This is a genomic window from Variovorax guangxiensis (assembly GCF_003952165.1).
In the GTDB taxonomy this organism is placed as follows: Bacteria; Pseudomonadota; Gammaproteobacteria; order Burkholderiales; family Burkholderiaceae_C; genus Variovorax; species Variovorax guangxiensis.
Genome location: NZ_RXFT01000006.1, coordinates 1 through 14,306, shown reverse-complemented (window position 1 = coordinate 14,306; position 14,306 = coordinate 1). Strand labels below are relative to the sequence as shown.

Genomic DNA, 14,306 nt, shown 5'->3' with positions numbered 1-14,306 from the left:
AACGGCGCGCTCACTCCACATAGGTCACCTTCCGCTGCAGTGCCGCGAAGGCTTGGTCGAGCAGCATGCCCACCACGCCGATCAGCAGGATCGCGAAGATCACGTTGGTGAGCGACAGGTTGTTCCACTCGTTCCACACGAAGTAGCCGATGCCCGTGCCGCCCACCAGCATCTCGGCCGCCACGATGACCAGCCACGCGATGCTCATGCTGATGCGCATGCCCGTAAGGATGGTGGGCGCCGCCGCCGGCAGGATGACGCGGAACGCGCGGCGCAGCGGCTTCACCTCGAGCGTGCTGGCCACGTTGAGCCATTCGCGCTTGACCGAGGCCACGCCGAAGGCGGTGTTCAGCAGCATCGGCCAGACCGAGCAGATGAAGATCACGAAGATGCCGCTGACCGACGAGTCCTTGATGGTGTAGAGCGCCAGCGGCATCCACGCCAGCGGCGAGATCGGCTTGAGCACCTGGATGAAGGGATCGAAGGCCTTGTGCAGCAGCGGCGACATGCCGATGACGAAGCCCAGCGGCACGGCCACCACGCACGCCAGCGCGAAGCCCAGGCCCACGCGCGCCAGCGACCAGGCCAGTTGGATGGCGATGCCCTTGTCGTTGGGGCCGTTGTCGTAGAACGGATTCGACAGGTGCTTCCACGCGGTGGCGGCCATCTCGGCAGGCGTGGGAAAGCCCGAGCTCTTCACCTGGCCCTGCGTCGGGTCCTTGCCGAGCATCTTCTGGTATTCGATCTGCTCGGCGGTCATGCCTGCCGCGGCGGAGGTGCCGCCGGCCGGTGCGGTGGCGACCTGCCACACGCCCACCAGCAGCAGGAACATCAGCAGCGACACCAGCGCCGCCTTGAACGAAAGAGCCTTCTTCCGCATGGCTCAGGCCATCTTCGCGATGGCGAAGCTCTTGAGGTAGTCGTCGGGCTTCGCGGGGTCGAACACCTTGCCCATGATGGTGAACTTCGGGTACGCCCCGTCGGGCACCAGCTGGCCCAGGTCCTTCATGCGCTTCTTCGCATCGGTGAGCAGGAAGACCTTCTCGGCGATCTGCCTGTAGTCGATGTCGCCCTTCACGTAGCCCCAGCGCTTCATCTGCGTGAGCATCCACACGGCCATCGACTGCCAGGGGATCGGGTCGAAGTCGGCGCGGTCGGGCACGGTGCGGATGTTGCCCAGCCCGTCGGCGAACTTGCCGGTGAGCACCTGCATGAGCACGGTCTCGGGCTGGTTCAGGTACTGCGCGGGCGCGATCACCTTGGCGATGAGCTCGCGGTTCTTCGGATCGCGCGCCATGGCCGAGGCGGTGAGCACCGAGCGCAGCAGCGCGGCGAAGGTGTTGGGGTTCTTCTCGATGAACTCGGTCGACGTGCCGAAGGCGCAGCAGGGGTGGCCGTTCCACAAGTCCCTGGTGAGCAGGTGGATGAAGCCGATCTCCTCGAACACCGCGCGCTGGTTGAACGGATCGGGGCCGAGGTAGCCGTCGATGTTGCCGGCGCGCAGGTTGGCCACCATCTCGGGCGGCGGCACCACGCGGATCTGGATGTCGGTGTCGGGGTTCAGGCCCGCTTCCGCCACGTAGTAGCGCAGCAGGAAGTTGTGCATGCTGTACTCGAAGGGCACGGCGAACTTGAGGCCCTTCCAGGTCTTGGGGTCGCGCCTGTCCTTGTGCTTGTTGGCCAGCGTGATGGCCTGGCCGTTGGTGTTCTGGATGGTCGCGACGTTCATGGGCACCGCGTTGGAGCCCGCGCCCATCGAGATGGCCAGCGGCATCGGCGAAAGGAAGTGCGTGGCGTCGTACTCCTTGTTGAGCATCTTGTCGCGGATGAGCGCCCAGCCCGCCGTCTTCACCACCTCCACGTCGAGGCCCTGCTTCTGATAGAAGCCCAGCGGGTGCGCCATGATGAGCGGCGTGGCGCAGGTGATGGGGATGAAGCCGATCTTGAGCTTCGTCTTCTCCAGCGGCGCCTTCTCCTGCGCCATGGCCTGCAGCGCGCCGAGCGGGAACACCGAGGCGATGGCGGCGCGCGCGGTGCCCGCGCCCACTGCGCGCAGGAAGCCGCGCCGCACGCTGTCGACGGGGAACAGCGCCTTCATGAGGCTGGCCTCGAGCTTGTCCTCCGGCAGCACGCCTGCCCGGTCCGCGCCATGCACGCGCCCGCAGGCGCAGCGCATGTTCAGTGGCCGGTCGGCATCGTAGGGATCGCAGGCGGTCGGTTCTTGCGGGTGGGACATGGTGGTGCACCTCGTTGGAAAGATGCAGCCGCCGTTGCAAGCGCCGGGCCGGAAAGGCGCTGTGGAAGCCGTTGCGCAGCCTGTGGCATCAGATCGTGCCGCCGATGTCGAGGCCTTGTAGGGCTGGCACTACAAGCCGGTGCACGCCAGTGGCGTATTCGGGGGTTTTTCAGCCGGTAGAGCCCTGCTTGCCGTGGCGTTCGGCATACAGGGCCAGCTCCACGTCGTTCTTGGTGCCGGTCTTCTCGAGGATGCGTGCGCGATATGTGCTCACGGTATTGGGCGCCAGGCCCAGCTGCGCACCGATTTCGCTCACGCTGTGCCCCGCGCTGAGCAGCCGGTACACCTGGTGCTCGCGGTGCGAGAGCACCTCGGCGCCCTGCCCGGCGCCTCGCCCCACGGCCGTGGCCAAGGCCTCGGCTGTGGCCGCGGACACGTAGAGGCCGCCGCCCGCCACCTTGCGCACCGCACCGACCATGTCGTCGGCGTCGGCGCTCTTGTTGAGATAGCCCGATGCGCCCAGCTTGATGCAGCGCACCGCGTATTGCTTCTCCGGATAGGTGCTCAGCATCAGCACCGGAAGCGATGGCCATTGCTTGCGCAGCGCCTGCAGCACGTCGAGCCCGTCGCGGCCGGGCAAGGCGATGTCGAGCAGCACCACGTCGAGGCCCTCGGGTCCGCCGAGCGCCTGTACGGCTTCCAGCACCTCGGGGCCGGTCTGCGCCTCGGCGCGCACGACCATCGCGGGCAGTCCGTTGGAGAGGTCGCCAAGCATCTGCTTCAGGCCCTCGCGCACGATGCGGTGGTCGTCGCCGATGAGCACGCGGATGTCGCTCATTGCGCGCCTCCGTGCGCATCCACGTGCAGCGGCAGTTGAAGGCGAAAGGTGCTGCCCTCGCCCACGCGGCTCTCGATGTCGATGCGCCCGCCGAAGTGGCGCGCTCGCTCGCGCATGCCGAGCACGCCGTACGAGGTGGCGGCCTCGAAGGCCTGCGCCGGCGCGCCAACGCCGTCGTCTCGCACGCTGATGCTCAGCCGCGCCTGCTCGACGCCGATGCGGATGCCGAGGCTGCTCGCCCTGGCATGGCGCCCGACGTTGCTCAGCATCTCCTGGAAGATGCGGAACACCGCGATGGCCGCGGGCTCGGGCAGCTCCACGCCGGGCGGCACGTCGAAGCGCCAGTCCAGCTCCAGCTCGGCCGCCTGCACGAACTCGTGCGCCTGCCATTCGAGCGCGGCCCACAGGCCCTGGTGGTCGAGGATGCTGGGGCGCAGGTCGGTGATGATGCGTCCCACGTTGTCGACCGCGCGCTCGATGAGCTGGCTCATGTTCGTGCACTTGCAGCGCATCTGTTCGCGCATGGCCTGCGCCGCGTCGGGCGTGCGCTCCTGCTGTTCGCCCAGGCGCTTGCCGATCCAGTTGACGTCCATCTTCAGCGCCACCAGCAGGCTGCCGAGTTCGTCGTGCACCTCCCGTGCGATGCGGGTGCGCTCCTCCTCTCGCACCTTGTCGAGCCATGCGGAGAGCTCGCGCAGCTGCGCCAGCGCATCGCTGAGCTCGCGGGTGCGCTCCTGCACGCGCAGGCCGAGTTCGTCCTTGGCCTGCTGAAGCGCCTCCGCCTGGCGCCGGCGTTCGGTGATGTCGACGAAGGTGATGACGGCGCCGCGCACCTGCGTGCCGTCCATGATCGGGTGGCTCGAATACTCGACCGCGAAGGCGCTGCCGTCGCGCCGCCAGAACACCTCGGTGTCGATGCGGCAGGGCAGGCCGCGCCGGAAGGCGTTGAAGATGGGGCAGTCGGTGTCGGCGTAATGCGAGCCGTCGGGGTGCGAATGGTGCGTGAGCTCGTGCATGTTGGAGCCGAGCACGTCGCCCACCTCATGGCCGAGCATCTGCGCGCCGGCCCGGTTGATGAACATGCAGTGGCCGTCGAGGTCGATGCCGAAGATGCCTTCACCCGTCGATTCCAGCAGCAGCCCGAGCTGGTGCTGCCACAGCGGGTGGCTGGCGGCGGGGTTCAGTACAGGCGTCTCCATGCACCAAAAGCAAGCAACAGCCGTGCCCGGGGGCTTGCTCCCTCTCCCCGAGGGAAGAGGGGACAACGCGGGAACAACGCAGTTCAGCGCGGCTCAACGCGCCCAGTGGAACTTGCGGTCCGATTCCTTGATGGGCTGGTCGTTGATGCTCGCGAAGCGCCTCTGCATGAGGCCGTTCTCCGCGAACTCCCAGTTCTCGTTGCCATGGCTGCGATACCACTGGCCCGAGTCGTCGTGCCATTCGTACTCGAAGCGCACCGCGATGCGGTTGTCCATGAAGGCCCAGAGCTGCTTCTTGAGGCGGTAGTCGAGCTCGCGCGTCCACTTGCGCGACAGGAACTCCACCACCTGCTCCCGGCCGTTGACGAAATCGGCGCGGTTGCGCCATTCGGTGTCGGGCGTGTAGGCCAGGCTCACGCGAACGGGGTCGCGCGAGTTCCAGGCGTCTTCGGCGGCCTGTACCTTCTGCGTGGCGGATTCGAGGGTGAAGGGCGGCAGCGGCGGGCGTGATTCCATGGTGGTTCTTTCGATGGAGGTTGAAGGGGAATGCGCCGGAATGTGCCACATGTAGACAGACCTGTCTACATGCCTACAATCGCGCCATGGACATCTCTTCCATCTCCGAACTGCCGGCGCGCGAGCGCATCCTGCGCACCGCGCACGACCTCTTCTACGCCGACGGCATACGCGCCACCGGCATCGACCGCGTCATCGCCGCGTCGGGCGTCACCAAGGTCACCTTCTACCGGCACTACCCGTCGAAGGACGACCTGGTGCGGGCCTTCCTTGATCACCGCCACGGCCTGTGGATGGCATGGTTCGTCGATGCGCTCGGCCGGCTCGGCGCGCAACAGCGCATCGGCGGCGGCCAGGCGCTGGAGGTGCTGGCCGACGCGATGGCCGAGTGGTTCGCCGATCCGGCCTTCCGCGGCTGCGCCTTCATCAACTCGGTGGTCGAGGTGGGCGGCAGCGTGAGCGGCGCGAGCGACATCTCGCGCGAGCACAAGCGCGAGATGGTCGAGGTGATCGCCGGGCTGCTGCCCGAATCACTGGAAAGCCCGCGCCGCATGGCCGTTGCGCAGGCCGCCGCGCTGGGCGTCGATGGCGCCATCGTCAAGGCGCAGATGGGCGGTGCCGCGCTCGCGCGCGAAGCGGTCGACGACCTGCGCCGGCTGATTCAGGCGCTGGCGGCCACGCTGCCCGCCTCGACAGCCGCTACTTCACGACCATCAGCGTGAACGGCCACACGTAGGCCTGCAGCGTCACGTAGAAGCCCACGAGGCAGGCCAGCGCAATGGAGTGGAAGAACACGTAGCGCAGGATCTCGCCTTCATGGTTGAACCAGCGCGTGGCGGTGGAAGCCACCACGATCGACTGCGCGTCGATCATCTTGCCCATCACGCCGCCAGAGCTGTTGGCCGCGCCCATCAGGTTGGGGCTCAGGCCGAGCTGGTCGGCCGCCACCTTCTGCATGCCGCCGAAGAGCACGTTCGATGCGGTGTCGGAGCCGGTGAGCGCCACGCCCAGCCAGCCCATCAGCGTGCCGAAGAAGGGATACAGCACGCCGGTGTTGGCGAAGGCCAGGCCCAGCGTGGTGTCCAGCCCCGAGTAGCGCGTGAGCGTGCCCAGCGCGAGCATCAGCACGATGGTGAGCAGCGAGAACTTCACCAGCCACAGCGTGCGGCCATAGGCGGCCACGAGCTGGATCGGGTTGTACTTCATCACCAGCCCGCCCACGATGGCCGACACCAGGATGCCGGTGCCCGTGGCCGAGAGCAGCAGCAGCTGGTAGACGGCGCCCTCCTTCGTCGGCTTGGGCACCACCGGCGCCACCTTCTCGACCATGTTGTGCAGCCCGTCGATGGGAAAGCTCGGCGCGAAGATGCCGTTGAGCCAGGTCTTCACCGAGGGCAGGCCCCAGATGAAAACGAACACGGTGAGGATGAGCCACGGCGTCCAGGCGCGGATGACGGCGGCGCTCGAATGCTTCGTCGGCGCGACGGCCGCGGAAGCCTCGCCGCCGTCGGCCTCGTGTCCCTTGAGCGACACCGAGGTCCAGACCTTCTTCGGCTTCCACACGCGCAGGAACGCGACCAGGCACACCATCGAGACGATGGCCGCGATGATGTCCACCAGCTCCGGGCCGATGTAGTTCGACACCAGGAACTGCGGAATCGCGAAGGACACGCCCGTGACCAGGATGGCCGGCCACACCTCCATCATTCCCTTGCGCCCAGCGAAGGCCCAGATGAGCCAGAACGGCACCAGCAGCGAGAAGAACGGCAGCTGCCGCCCGATCATCGCGGTGACCGCCATCAGGTCGTAGCCATGCACCTTGGCCAGCGTGATGACCGGCGTGCCCAATGCGCCGAAGGCCACCGGCGCGGTGTTGGCGATGAGCGAGAGCCCCGATGCCGCGAGCGGCGAGAAACCCAGCCCGATGAGGATGGCCGCGGTGACCGCCACCGGCGTGCCGAAGCCCGCCGCGCCTTCGAAGAACGCACCGAAGGCGAATGCGATGAGCAGCAGCTGCAGGCGCCTGTCTTCCGTGATGCCGGCGATGGAGTCCTGCAGCACCTGGAAGCTGCCGTTCTGCTGCGTGAGCTGCTGCAGGAAGATGATGTTCAGCACGATCCAGCCGATCGGCAGCAGGCCGGTGATGCCGCCGAGAAAGGCCGCCTTGCCCGCCATGTCGGCCGGCATGCCGAAGGCGAACACCGCGATGAGCACCGCGCTCAGCAGGCCCAGGCCCGCCGCGTAGTGCGCCTTGACGTGAAGCAACCCGAGGCACACCAGCATCACCACCACCGGTATCGCGGCCAGCGCCGTCGATACGATCATGTTGCCGAAGGGGTTGTAAACCTGTTGCCAGACCATGTGCTCGTCTCCTGTTGTTTTGGGAATTCTTCTGAGCCGATGCTCCGGCCGGGCAGGACCGGAAGCGTTCGATACCATCCTACCCCGCTACCCCCTCTGACAAAAGATGGTTTCTCCGCGTCTCCCCTCGACACAGGGCCTGCAGGCCTTCGAAGCCGTCGCGCGGCTGCGCAGCGTGAACCTCGCGGCCGAGGAGCTCGCCGTGACGCCCAGCGCGGTGAGCCACCGCATCCGCCAGCTCGAGCTGTTGCTGGGGCTCAAGTTCTTCACGGGCAGCGACTTCAGTCTCAGCGCCGATGGCATGGCCTATCTGGCGCGGGTGCGCGAAGCCATCGCGGCGCTGCGGCAGGTGCCGGGGCAAGAGCCCGAATCGCAGGTGCGGCGGCTGCGCGTGGCGGTCACGCCGACCTTCTCGCGCCAGATGCTGCTGCCCCGGCTGGCGCGCTTTCGCGATGCCTACCCGAACATCGAGCTGATGCTGCAGGTGACCATGCCGGTGCGCAACACCACGGTGGAAGAGGCCGACATCGAGCTGCGCTTCGGCACCGGCCCCTTCCACGACCGCGAGTTCGTCCAGCTGCTGGCCGACGACGTCTCGCCGGTGTGCAGCCCCGCCTACCTCGAACGCCACGGCCCCTTCGAAAGCTTCGAGACCGACGCCGAGGTGTCGCGCGCGCAGCTGCTGCGCACGCCGCTGGAATCGTGGCGCACCTGGTTCAAGGCCTGCGGCATCGGCCTGCCGGAGCCCGCCACGGGCCACCAGTTCAACGACCTCGGCCTGGCGCTCGATGCGGCCGCCGAAGACTTCGGCGTGGTGCTCATGCACCTGCGCCTGGGCAGCGCATGGCTCGACAACGGCCGGCTGGTGCGGCTGTCGCAGCGCAGCGTGCCCTCACCCAACGCCTACTTCCTGTGCTGGAAGCCGGGCGCCATGGAGCGCTGGGAGTGCGCCACCTTCGTCGAGTGGCTGCGCGAGGCGCTGCGCGAGCGGGCGAGCTGAATTCTTTTCAGCAGAGGGCTCGTCTTTTTTCAGATGGCGCCCCTGGGCGCCTGCAGATAATGGCCGGTTAGCTTCCGCCGATCCACCAAGAGAACCCGCCAGGAGACTGCCCGTGCCCGACCTTTCCAAGATCACCAACATCGAAGACCTGCGGGTGATCGCCAAGCGCCGCGTGCCGAAGATGTTCTACGACTACGCCGACTCCGGCGCGTGGACCGAGGGCACCTACCGCGCCAACGAGAGCGACTTCCAGAAGATCAAGCTGCGCCAGCGCGTGGCCGTGAACATGGAGGGCCGCTCGCTGCGCACCACCATGATCGGGCAGGAAACCGCGATGCCCGTGGCCATCGCGCCCACCGGCCTCACCGGCATGCAGCACGCCGACGGCGAGATCCTCGGCGCGCGCGCCGCCAAGGCCTTCGGCATTCCGTTCACGCTGTCGACCATGAGCATCTGCTCGCTCGAGGACATCGCCGAGAACACCGGCCGCCACCCCTTCTGGTTCCAGCTCTACGTGATGAAGGACCGCGACTTCATCGAGCGCCTGATCGAGCGCGCCAAGGCCGCCAACGTGACCGCGCTGCAGCTCACGCTCGACCTGCAGATCCTCGGCCAGCGCCACAAGGACATCAAGAACGGCCTCACCGCGCCGCCCAAGCCCACCATCAAGAACCTCATCAACCTCGCCACCAAGCCGCGCTGGTGCATGGGCATGCTGGGCACCAAGCGCCGCACCTTCGGCAACATCGCGGGCCACGCCAAGGGGGTGAAGGACCTGTCGTCGCTGTCGTCATGGACAGCCGAGCAGTTCGACCCCGCGCTGAGCTGGGCCGACGTGGAGTGGATCAAGAAGCTCTGGGGCGGAAAGCTCATCCTCAAGGGCGTCATGGACGTGGAGGACGCGCGCCTCGCGGCCGCAAGCGGCGCCGACGCGCTCATCGTGTCGAACCACGGCGGGCGCCAGCTCGACGGCGCCCCCTCCTCCATCGCGGCGCTGCCCGCCATCGTCGACGCGGTGGGCACCGAGATCGAGGTGTGGATGGACGGCGGCATCCGCAGCGGGCAGGACGTGCTCAAGGCCCGCGCTCTGGGCGCACGCGGCACGCTCATCGGCCGCAGCTTTCTCTATGGACTGGGCGCCTTCGGGCAGGAGGGCGTGACGCGCGCGCTGCAGATCATCCAGAAGGAGCTCGACATCACGATGGCCTTCTGCGGCCGCACGAACATCGACGAGGTCGATTCGAGCATCCTGCTGCCGGGTACTTTCTGAGCCTGCAGGGCTTCACCGGAAGGCCCCTGCGGAGGTAGGCCGATGCGGCATCGGCCGACACGCGGTCCCTTCGTGCCGGCGCAGAATGTTTTGGAAACAACAACATTGCCTGCACGGCACAAGAAGGCACCATGAGCGCAGTCACGCCTACCTCGGGAGGCCCAGTGGCCTCCTCTGCTTCATCTCCCCCGCACTACACGGCAGAAGAAAAGCGCCACCGCGTCTTCGCGATCATGGCGGCCTCCTCCGGCAACCTGGTCGAGTGGTTCGACTTCTACGTGTACGCCTTCTCGGCGCTGTACTTCGCGCCGGCCTTCTTTCCCAAGTCCGATCCCACCGCGCAGCTGCTGAACACCGCCGGCGTGTTCGCGGCCGGCTTCCTCATGCGGCCCATCGGCGGCTGGCTCTTCGGGCGCCTTGCCGACCGGCTCGGGCGCAAGACCTCGATGCTGATCTCGGTGACGATGATGTGCGGCGGCTCGCTCGTCATCGCCTGCCTGCCCACCTATGCGCAGATCGGCGCGTGGGCGCCTTTCCTGCTGCTGGTATGCCGGCTGTTCCAGGGGCTCTCGGTGGGCGGCGAATACGGCACCACCGCCACCTACATGAGCGAGGTGGCGCTGCGCGGCCAGCGCGGCTTCTTCTCTTCTTTCCAGTACGTCACGCTGATCGGCGGGCAACTGCTCGCGGTGCTGGTGATCGTGGTGCTCGAACAGTTGCTGACCGAGGCCGAGCTCAAGGCCTGGGGCTGGCGCATTCCCTTCGTGATCGGCGCCATCGCGGCGGTGGTGGCGCTGCTGCTGCGCCGCACGCTGCACGAGACGCAGACCGACGAGGCCAGGAAGAACAAGGAAGCCGGAAGCATCGGCGGCCTCTTCAGGCACCACACGCCGGCGTTCCTCACGGTGCTGGGCTACACGGCCGGCGGCTCGCTGATCTTCTACACCTTCACCACGTACATGCAGAAGTACCTCGTGAACACGGTGCACCTGCCGATCAAGACGGCAAGCTACGTGATGACCTGCGCGCTCTTCGTCTACATGTGCATGCAGCCGGTGTTCGGCGCGCTGTCCGACCGCATCGGGCGGCGCAACAACATGCTGCTGTTCGGCGGCCTCGGCGCGCTGACGACGGTGCCCATCCTGACCGCGCTGCAGCACACGACCAGCCCCGTGCTGGCCTTCGTTCTCATCATCGCGGCGCTGGCCATCGTGAGCTTCTACACCTCGATCAGCGGCATCGTGAAGGCGGAGATGTTCCCGCCCGAAGTGCGCGCCCTGGGCGTGGGGCTGGCCTACGCGGTCGCGAACGCGATCTTCGGCGGCTCGGCCGAATACGTGGCGCTGGGGCTCAAGTCACTGGGACACGAGTCGGCCTTCTTCTGGTACGTGAGCGCGATGATGGTCATCGCCTTCCTCGTGAGCCTGAGGCTGCCGAGGCAGGCGAGCTACCTGCATCACGATCACTGACGCAGGAAGAAAACAGGGCTGAAGGGCTGAGGCGGGCTACTCGGCCTCGCCCAGCCGCTGCGCCACCTGCTGCCTGCCCAGTCCGCGCACGGAGGCGAGGCTTTCGAGCTGCGCGGCCCGGGGCCGGGCCTTGCCCTGTTCCCAGTGGTAGATCGTCTGGCCCGACACGCCCACCAGCTTTCCGTAGGAAGCAGCGGAGATACCCAGCTTCGCCCGGTGGGAAGCCAGCCTGCCCGCGCTGAACCTGCGCTTCGGTCCGTCTTCGCCGGACTCGTCGGGCTCGCTCGCGCGCGCGCCGCGCGACGTGCCCTTGGCGACATTGCGCAGTTCCTTTTCCAGCGAGCTTATCTGGCGGCGCAATGCAGCGATGGCCGCGCGATGGTGAACAGATGCCTTCTTGAGGGTTTCCATTTCCGCGCGAACTTCCTTGCGGGCCACGCGCGAAATCTCCGATTTAAGAATGGATGCAATATTTGGCATGGCGGCATTTTGCCCAGCAAATGTAAACACATGGCAAAAATACCGATCCCCGATCAAATTTGAATCTTTTGATTACAAACAGAATATCCGCCTCATTGCAGTCCATTTCTCGCCTTCCGGCGTCCATGGCGTGGGCACCTGGAACTTCCACATCAGCTCTTCCCACTGCCTGATCTTCGGGTCGGTGCGCGTAGCGAGCGCCATCGCCTGGGCGTCATAGCGGGCGTCGTCGGTTTCCATCAGCATCACCATGCGCGTGCCGAGCCGATGGATCTCCATGGCCGTCACGCCATGCGAATGCAGATGCGCGCGCACCTCGGGCCAGATATCGCGGTGATAAGCCTCGTATTCGGCGATGAGTGCCGGGTCGTCCTTCAAATCCAGCGCAAGGAAATGGCGCATGCACAACTCCAGTCGAGACTGCGAAACGATCAGGTCAACGCCCGGTCGAGATGCGTGTAGCCGCCATCCACGAACACCCATTGCCCCGTGGTGTGCGAGGCGCGCTCCGAGAGCAGGAACACGACGTTGTCCGCGATCTCCTCGGGCGTGGTCATGCGCCGGCCCAGCGGGATTTTGTCGGTGATGTCGGCCAGCTTGCGGTCGGGTTCGTCGAAGGCGGAAATCCAGCGCTGGTAGAGCGGCGTCATCACTTCAGCCGGGATCACCGCGTTCACGCGCACGCCGTCTTCCAGCAATGAAGCCGCCCACTCGCGCGTGAGCGACAGCTGCGCGCCCTTGGCCGCCGTGTAGCCGCTGGTGTTGCCTTGTCCCGTGACGGCCGTCTTCGACGAGATGTTGACGATGGCGCCCTTGCTGGCCTTCAGGTGCGGCAGGCAATGGTGCGCCATCACATAGCAGTGGATCAGGTTGCGTTCGAGCGAAGAAACGAAGGCATCGCGCCCCGCCTCGAGCCCCACGCTGTCGTTCACGCCCGCGTTGTTGACCAGCCCGTCGATGCGGCCGAACGCGGTGGCCGTGTCGGCAATGGCCTTGACGCAGGCGGCCTCTTCCATCAGTTCGAGCTGGAAGAAGCGCGTGCGAGGCTGCAGCTTGCGCAGCGCTTCCTCGAAAGGCGCATCGAGCGGGTTCTTGCCGAAGATCACCGGCACCGCTCCTTCCTGCGCCAGCGTCATCGAGATGGCCGCGCCGATGCCGCTGCCGCCACCAGTGACGATCACCACCTTGTCCTTCAGATGCAGGTCCATGCCTGTCGATGCCTTTCCTTGCTGTCTATCCCTTGAAGCGGTACTGCTCCAGCGACTGCGGCTTCATCGTGATCGAGAAGCCCGCGCCCTTGGGCGGCATGTAGGCCGCGTTGCGAACCTCGCAGGGCTCCACGAAATGCTCGTGCAGATGGTCGACGTACTCGGCCACCCGGCCCTCGCGCGTGCCCGAGATGCAGAGGTAGTCGATCATCGACAGGTGCTGCACGTACTCGCACAGCCCCACGCCGCCCGCGTGCGGGCACACGGGCAATTTGTACTTCGCTGCCATCAGCATCACCGCCAGGATCTCGTTCACGCCCCCCAGCCTGCAGGCGTCAATCTGCACCACGTCGATGCCGCCGCGCATGATGAACTGCTTGAACATGATGCGGTTCTGGCACATCTCGCCGGTGGCCACCTTCACCGGCGAGATGCCCTCGCGGATCCTGCGGTGGCCTTCCACGTCGTCGGGGCTGGTCGGCTCTTCGATGAACCACGGCTTCGCGAAGGCGAGCTGCCGCACCCAGTCGATGGCCTGCCCCACTTCCCACACCTGGTTGGCGTCGATCATCAGGTGCCTGTCGGGCCCGAGCACTTCGCGCGCCACCTTCAGTCGGCGGATGTCGTCCTGCAGGTCGCGCCCCACCTTGAGCTTGATGTGGCTGAAGCCCGCGTCGATCGCCTCCTGCGCGAGCCGCCGCAGCTTCTCGTCGGGATAGCCCAGCCAGCCGGCGGAGGTCGTGTAGCAGGGGTAGCCCTCGGCCTTCAGCGTGGCGATGCGTTCCTGCTTGCCCTTCGATGCTTCGCGCAGCAGTGCGAGCGCCTCGTCGGGCGAGATGCAGTCGGTGATGTAGCGGAAGTCGATGCAGCGCACCAGTTCCTCGGGCGACATGTCGGCCACCAGCTGCCACACGGGCTTGCCTTCGGACTTGGCCCAGATGTCCCACATCGCATTGACGATCGCGCCCGTCGCAAGGTGGATCGCGCCCTTGTCGGGGCCGATCCAGCGCAGCTGGCTGTCGGAAGTCACATGCCGCCAGAAGCGCCCCATGTCCTCGGCCACCCATGCAAGGTCGAGCCCCACCACCAGGTGCCGCATGGCCTCGATGGCTGCGCAGCAGATCTCGTTGCCGCGGCCTATGGTGAATGTGAGGCCGTGGCCTTCGAGTCCGGGCTGGTCTGTCTCCAGCACGACGTAGGCCGCTGAATAGTCGGGGTCGGGGTTCATCGCATCCGAGCCGTCCAGATGCTGCGAAGTGGGGAAGCGCACGTCTAGCACGCGCATGGAGCGGACGATGGTCATTGGAATTTGTCTGGAGGGTCGGAGAGGGATCGGGCAGCCGGACGCAGAGGACGCGAAGGTTTCGCGAAGGTCGCAAAAGAAGTCAAAAAAGTTGATCTGGTTCTTTTGCCCTTTTTCGCGTCCTTCGCGTCGCTTTTGTCTTACTTCTGCGTTCGGCTGTCCGCGTTCCGCCTAGTCGTAGAGCACAGCCGCGATCTTGGGATCGGCGATGTTGGTCTTGTCGTACCAGAAGAAACCGGTGTCGACGATCTTCGGCAGCTTCTCGCCCTTGACGGCCTTCACCGCCATCTCGACGGTCTTGTAGCCCATGCCCACCGGGTTCTGCGTGATGGCGCCGGCCATGCTGCCGTCCATGATCGCGTTCTTCTGCTGCTTGCCCGAGTCGTAGCCGATGACCACGACCTTGCCGGTGCGCTTCATCTCCTT

Annotated in this window: 15 protein-coding genes; 4 read left to right on the top strand and 11 right to left on the bottom strand. The window is 66.3% G+C overall.

The window, feature by feature from the left end; translation table 11 throughout:
- Positions 1-10: 10 nt before the first annotated feature.
- The 5 genes from ntrB to EJP67_RS15290 form a co-directional block, all read right to left on the bottom strand.
- Positions 11-880, bottom strand: a complete 870-nt coding sequence (ntrB, locus tag EJP67_RS15310; protein WP_126022575.1) for a nitrate ABC transporter permease — start codon at positions 878-880, stop codon at positions 11-13.
- A 3-nt stretch (positions 881-883) separates the two neighbouring features.
- Entirely contained in the window at positions 884-2,236 is a 1,353-nt protein-coding gene (locus EJP67_RS15305) for a CmpA/NrtA family ABC transporter substrate-binding protein (protein WP_126022574.1), read from the bottom strand.
- Between the two features lie 169 nt (positions 2,237-2,405).
- On the bottom strand, positions 2,406-3,074 hold the full coding sequence (locus EJP67_RS15300) for a response regulator transcription factor (RefSeq protein ID WP_126022573.1): 669 nt from the start codon (positions 3,072-3,074) through the stop codon (positions 2,406-2,408).
- Entirely contained in the window at positions 3,071-4,273 is a 1,203-nt protein-coding gene (locus EJP67_RS15295) for a sensor histidine kinase (RefSeq protein ID WP_126022572.1), read from the bottom strand. Before EJP67_RS15295 ends, EJP67_RS15300 begins: the two co-directional genes overlap by 4 nt.
- 93 nt (positions 4,274-4,366) lie before the next feature.
- Positions 4,367-4,789, bottom strand: a complete 423-nt coding sequence (locus EJP67_RS15290) for a nuclear transport factor 2 family protein (RefSeq protein ID WP_126022571.1) — start codon at positions 4,787-4,789, stop codon at positions 4,367-4,369.
- 86 nt (positions 4,790-4,875) lie between these two features.
- Between EJP67_RS15290 and EJP67_RS15285 the strand changes: the two genes are divergently transcribed.
- Positions 4,876-5,511 (top strand): TetR/AcrR family transcriptional regulator, encoded by a 636-nt coding sequence (locus tag EJP67_RS15285; protein ID WP_126022570.1) that lies wholly within the window; start codon positions 4,876-4,878, stop codon positions 5,509-5,511.
- On the opposite strand, the gene EJP67_RS15280 is transcribed toward EJP67_RS15285, so the two are convergent.
- The gene (locus tag EJP67_RS15280) at positions 5,489-7,150 is read right to left on the bottom strand and encodes an L-lactate permease (protein ID WP_126022569.1); all 1,662 of its coding nucleotides are present in this window, start codon (positions 7,148-7,150) and stop codon (positions 5,489-5,491) included. The two genes, EJP67_RS15285 and EJP67_RS15280, sit on opposite strands and share 23 nt — an antisense overlap.
- A gap of 106 nt (positions 7,151-7,256) precedes the next feature.
- Between EJP67_RS15280 and EJP67_RS15275 the strand changes: the two genes are divergently transcribed.
- From EJP67_RS15275 to EJP67_RS15265, 3 genes are all read left to right on the top strand, one after another.
- A complete protein-coding gene (locus EJP67_RS15275; RefSeq protein ID WP_126022568.1) occupies positions 7,257-8,150 on the top strand; it encodes a LysR substrate-binding domain-containing protein in 894 nt (297 codons plus the stop codon).
- Between the two features lie 112 nt (positions 8,151-8,262).
- A complete protein-coding gene (locus EJP67_RS15270) occupies positions 8,263-9,420 on the top strand; it encodes an alpha-hydroxy acid oxidase (protein ID WP_126022567.1) in 1,158 nt (385 codons plus the stop codon).
- Positions 9,421-9,551: 131 nt separating this feature from the next.
- Positions 9,552-10,889, top strand: coding sequence for an MFS family transporter (locus EJP67_RS15265; protein WP_126022566.1), 1,338 nt, complete (start codon positions 9,552-9,554; stop codon positions 10,887-10,889).
- Positions 10,890-10,925: 36 nt separating this feature from the next.
- Here EJP67_RS15265 and EJP67_RS15260 read toward each other — a convergent pair whose 3' ends face one another.
- The 5 genes from EJP67_RS15260 to EJP67_RS15240 form a co-directional block, all read right to left on the bottom strand.
- A complete protein-coding gene (locus EJP67_RS15260) occupies positions 10,926-11,369 on the bottom strand; it encodes a helix-turn-helix domain-containing protein (RefSeq protein ID WP_126022565.1) in 444 nt (147 codons plus the stop codon).
- A gap of 72 nt (positions 11,370-11,441) precedes the next feature.
- A complete protein-coding gene (locus EJP67_RS15255) occupies positions 11,442-11,771 on the bottom strand; it encodes an L-rhamnose mutarotase (protein WP_126022564.1) in 330 nt (109 codons plus the stop codon).
- A gap of 29 nt (positions 11,772-11,800) precedes the next feature.
- Positions 11,801-12,577: an SDR family oxidoreductase gene (locus EJP67_RS15250; RefSeq protein WP_126022563.1), complete on the bottom strand. Its 777-nt coding sequence runs from the start codon at positions 12,575-12,577 to the stop codon at positions 11,801-11,803.
- 25 nt (positions 12,578-12,602) lie between these two features.
- Complete coding sequence (locus tag EJP67_RS15245) at positions 12,603-13,880, bottom strand: L-fuconate dehydratase (RefSeq protein ID WP_126022562.1); 1,278 nt, start codon at positions 13,878-13,880, stop codon at positions 12,603-12,605.
- Between the two features lie 171 nt (positions 13,881-14,051).
- The coding region (locus EJP67_RS15240; protein ID WP_165909634.1) for a substrate-binding domain-containing protein at positions 14,052-14,306 on the bottom strand (255 nt) is incomplete at its 5' end.

Bases quoted from the DNA above. Each gene is read 5' to 3' on its own strand.
- EJP67_RS15275 (WP_126022568.1), top strand. From the start codon at position 7,257: ATGGTTTCTCCGCGTCTCCCCTCGACACAGGGCCTGCAGGCCTTCGAA.
- EJP67_RS15255 (WP_126022564.1), bottom strand. From the start codon at position 11,771: ATGCGCCATTTCCTTGCGCTGGATTTGAAGGACGACCCGGCACTCATC.
- EJP67_RS15300 (WP_126022573.1), bottom strand. From the start codon at position 3,074: ATGAGCGACATCCGCGTGCTCATCGGCGACGACCACCGCATCGTGCGC.
- EJP67_RS15290 (WP_126022571.1), bottom strand. From the start codon at position 4,789: ATGGAATCACGCCCGCCGCTGCCGCCCTTCACCCTCGAATCCGCCACG.
- EJP67_RS15305 (WP_126022574.1), bottom strand. From the start codon at position 2,236: ATGTCCCACCCGCAAGAACCGACCGCCTGCGATCCCTACGATGCCGAC.
- EJP67_RS15260 (WP_126022565.1), bottom strand. From the start codon at position 11,369: ATGCCAAATATTGCATCCATTCTTAAATCGGAGATTTCGCGCGTGGCC.
- EJP67_RS15265 (WP_126022566.1), top strand. From the start codon at position 9,552: ATGAGCGCAGTCACGCCTACCTCGGGAGGCCCAGTGGCCTCCTCTGCT.
- EJP67_RS15295 (WP_126022572.1), bottom strand. From the start codon at position 4,273: ATGGAGACGCCTGTACTGAACCCCGCCGCCAGCCACCCGCTGTGGCAG.
- EJP67_RS15250 (WP_126022563.1), bottom strand. From the start codon at position 12,577: ATGGACCTGCATCTGAAGGACAAGGTGGTGATCGTCACTGGTGGCGGC.
- EJP67_RS15285 (WP_126022570.1), top strand. From the start codon at position 4,876: ATGGACATCTCTTCCATCTCCGAACTGCCGGCGCGCGAGCGCATCCTG.
- EJP67_RS15280 (WP_126022569.1), bottom strand. From the start codon at position 7,150: ATGGTCTGGCAACAGGTTTACAACCCCTTCGGCAACATGATCGTATCG.
- EJP67_RS15245 (WP_126022562.1), bottom strand. From the start codon at position 13,880: ATGACCATCGTCCGCTCCATGCGCGTGCTAGACGTGCGCTTCCCCACT.
- ntrB (WP_126022575.1), bottom strand. From the start codon at position 880: ATGCGGAAGAAGGCTCTTTCGTTCAAGGCGGCGCTGGTGTCGCTGCTG.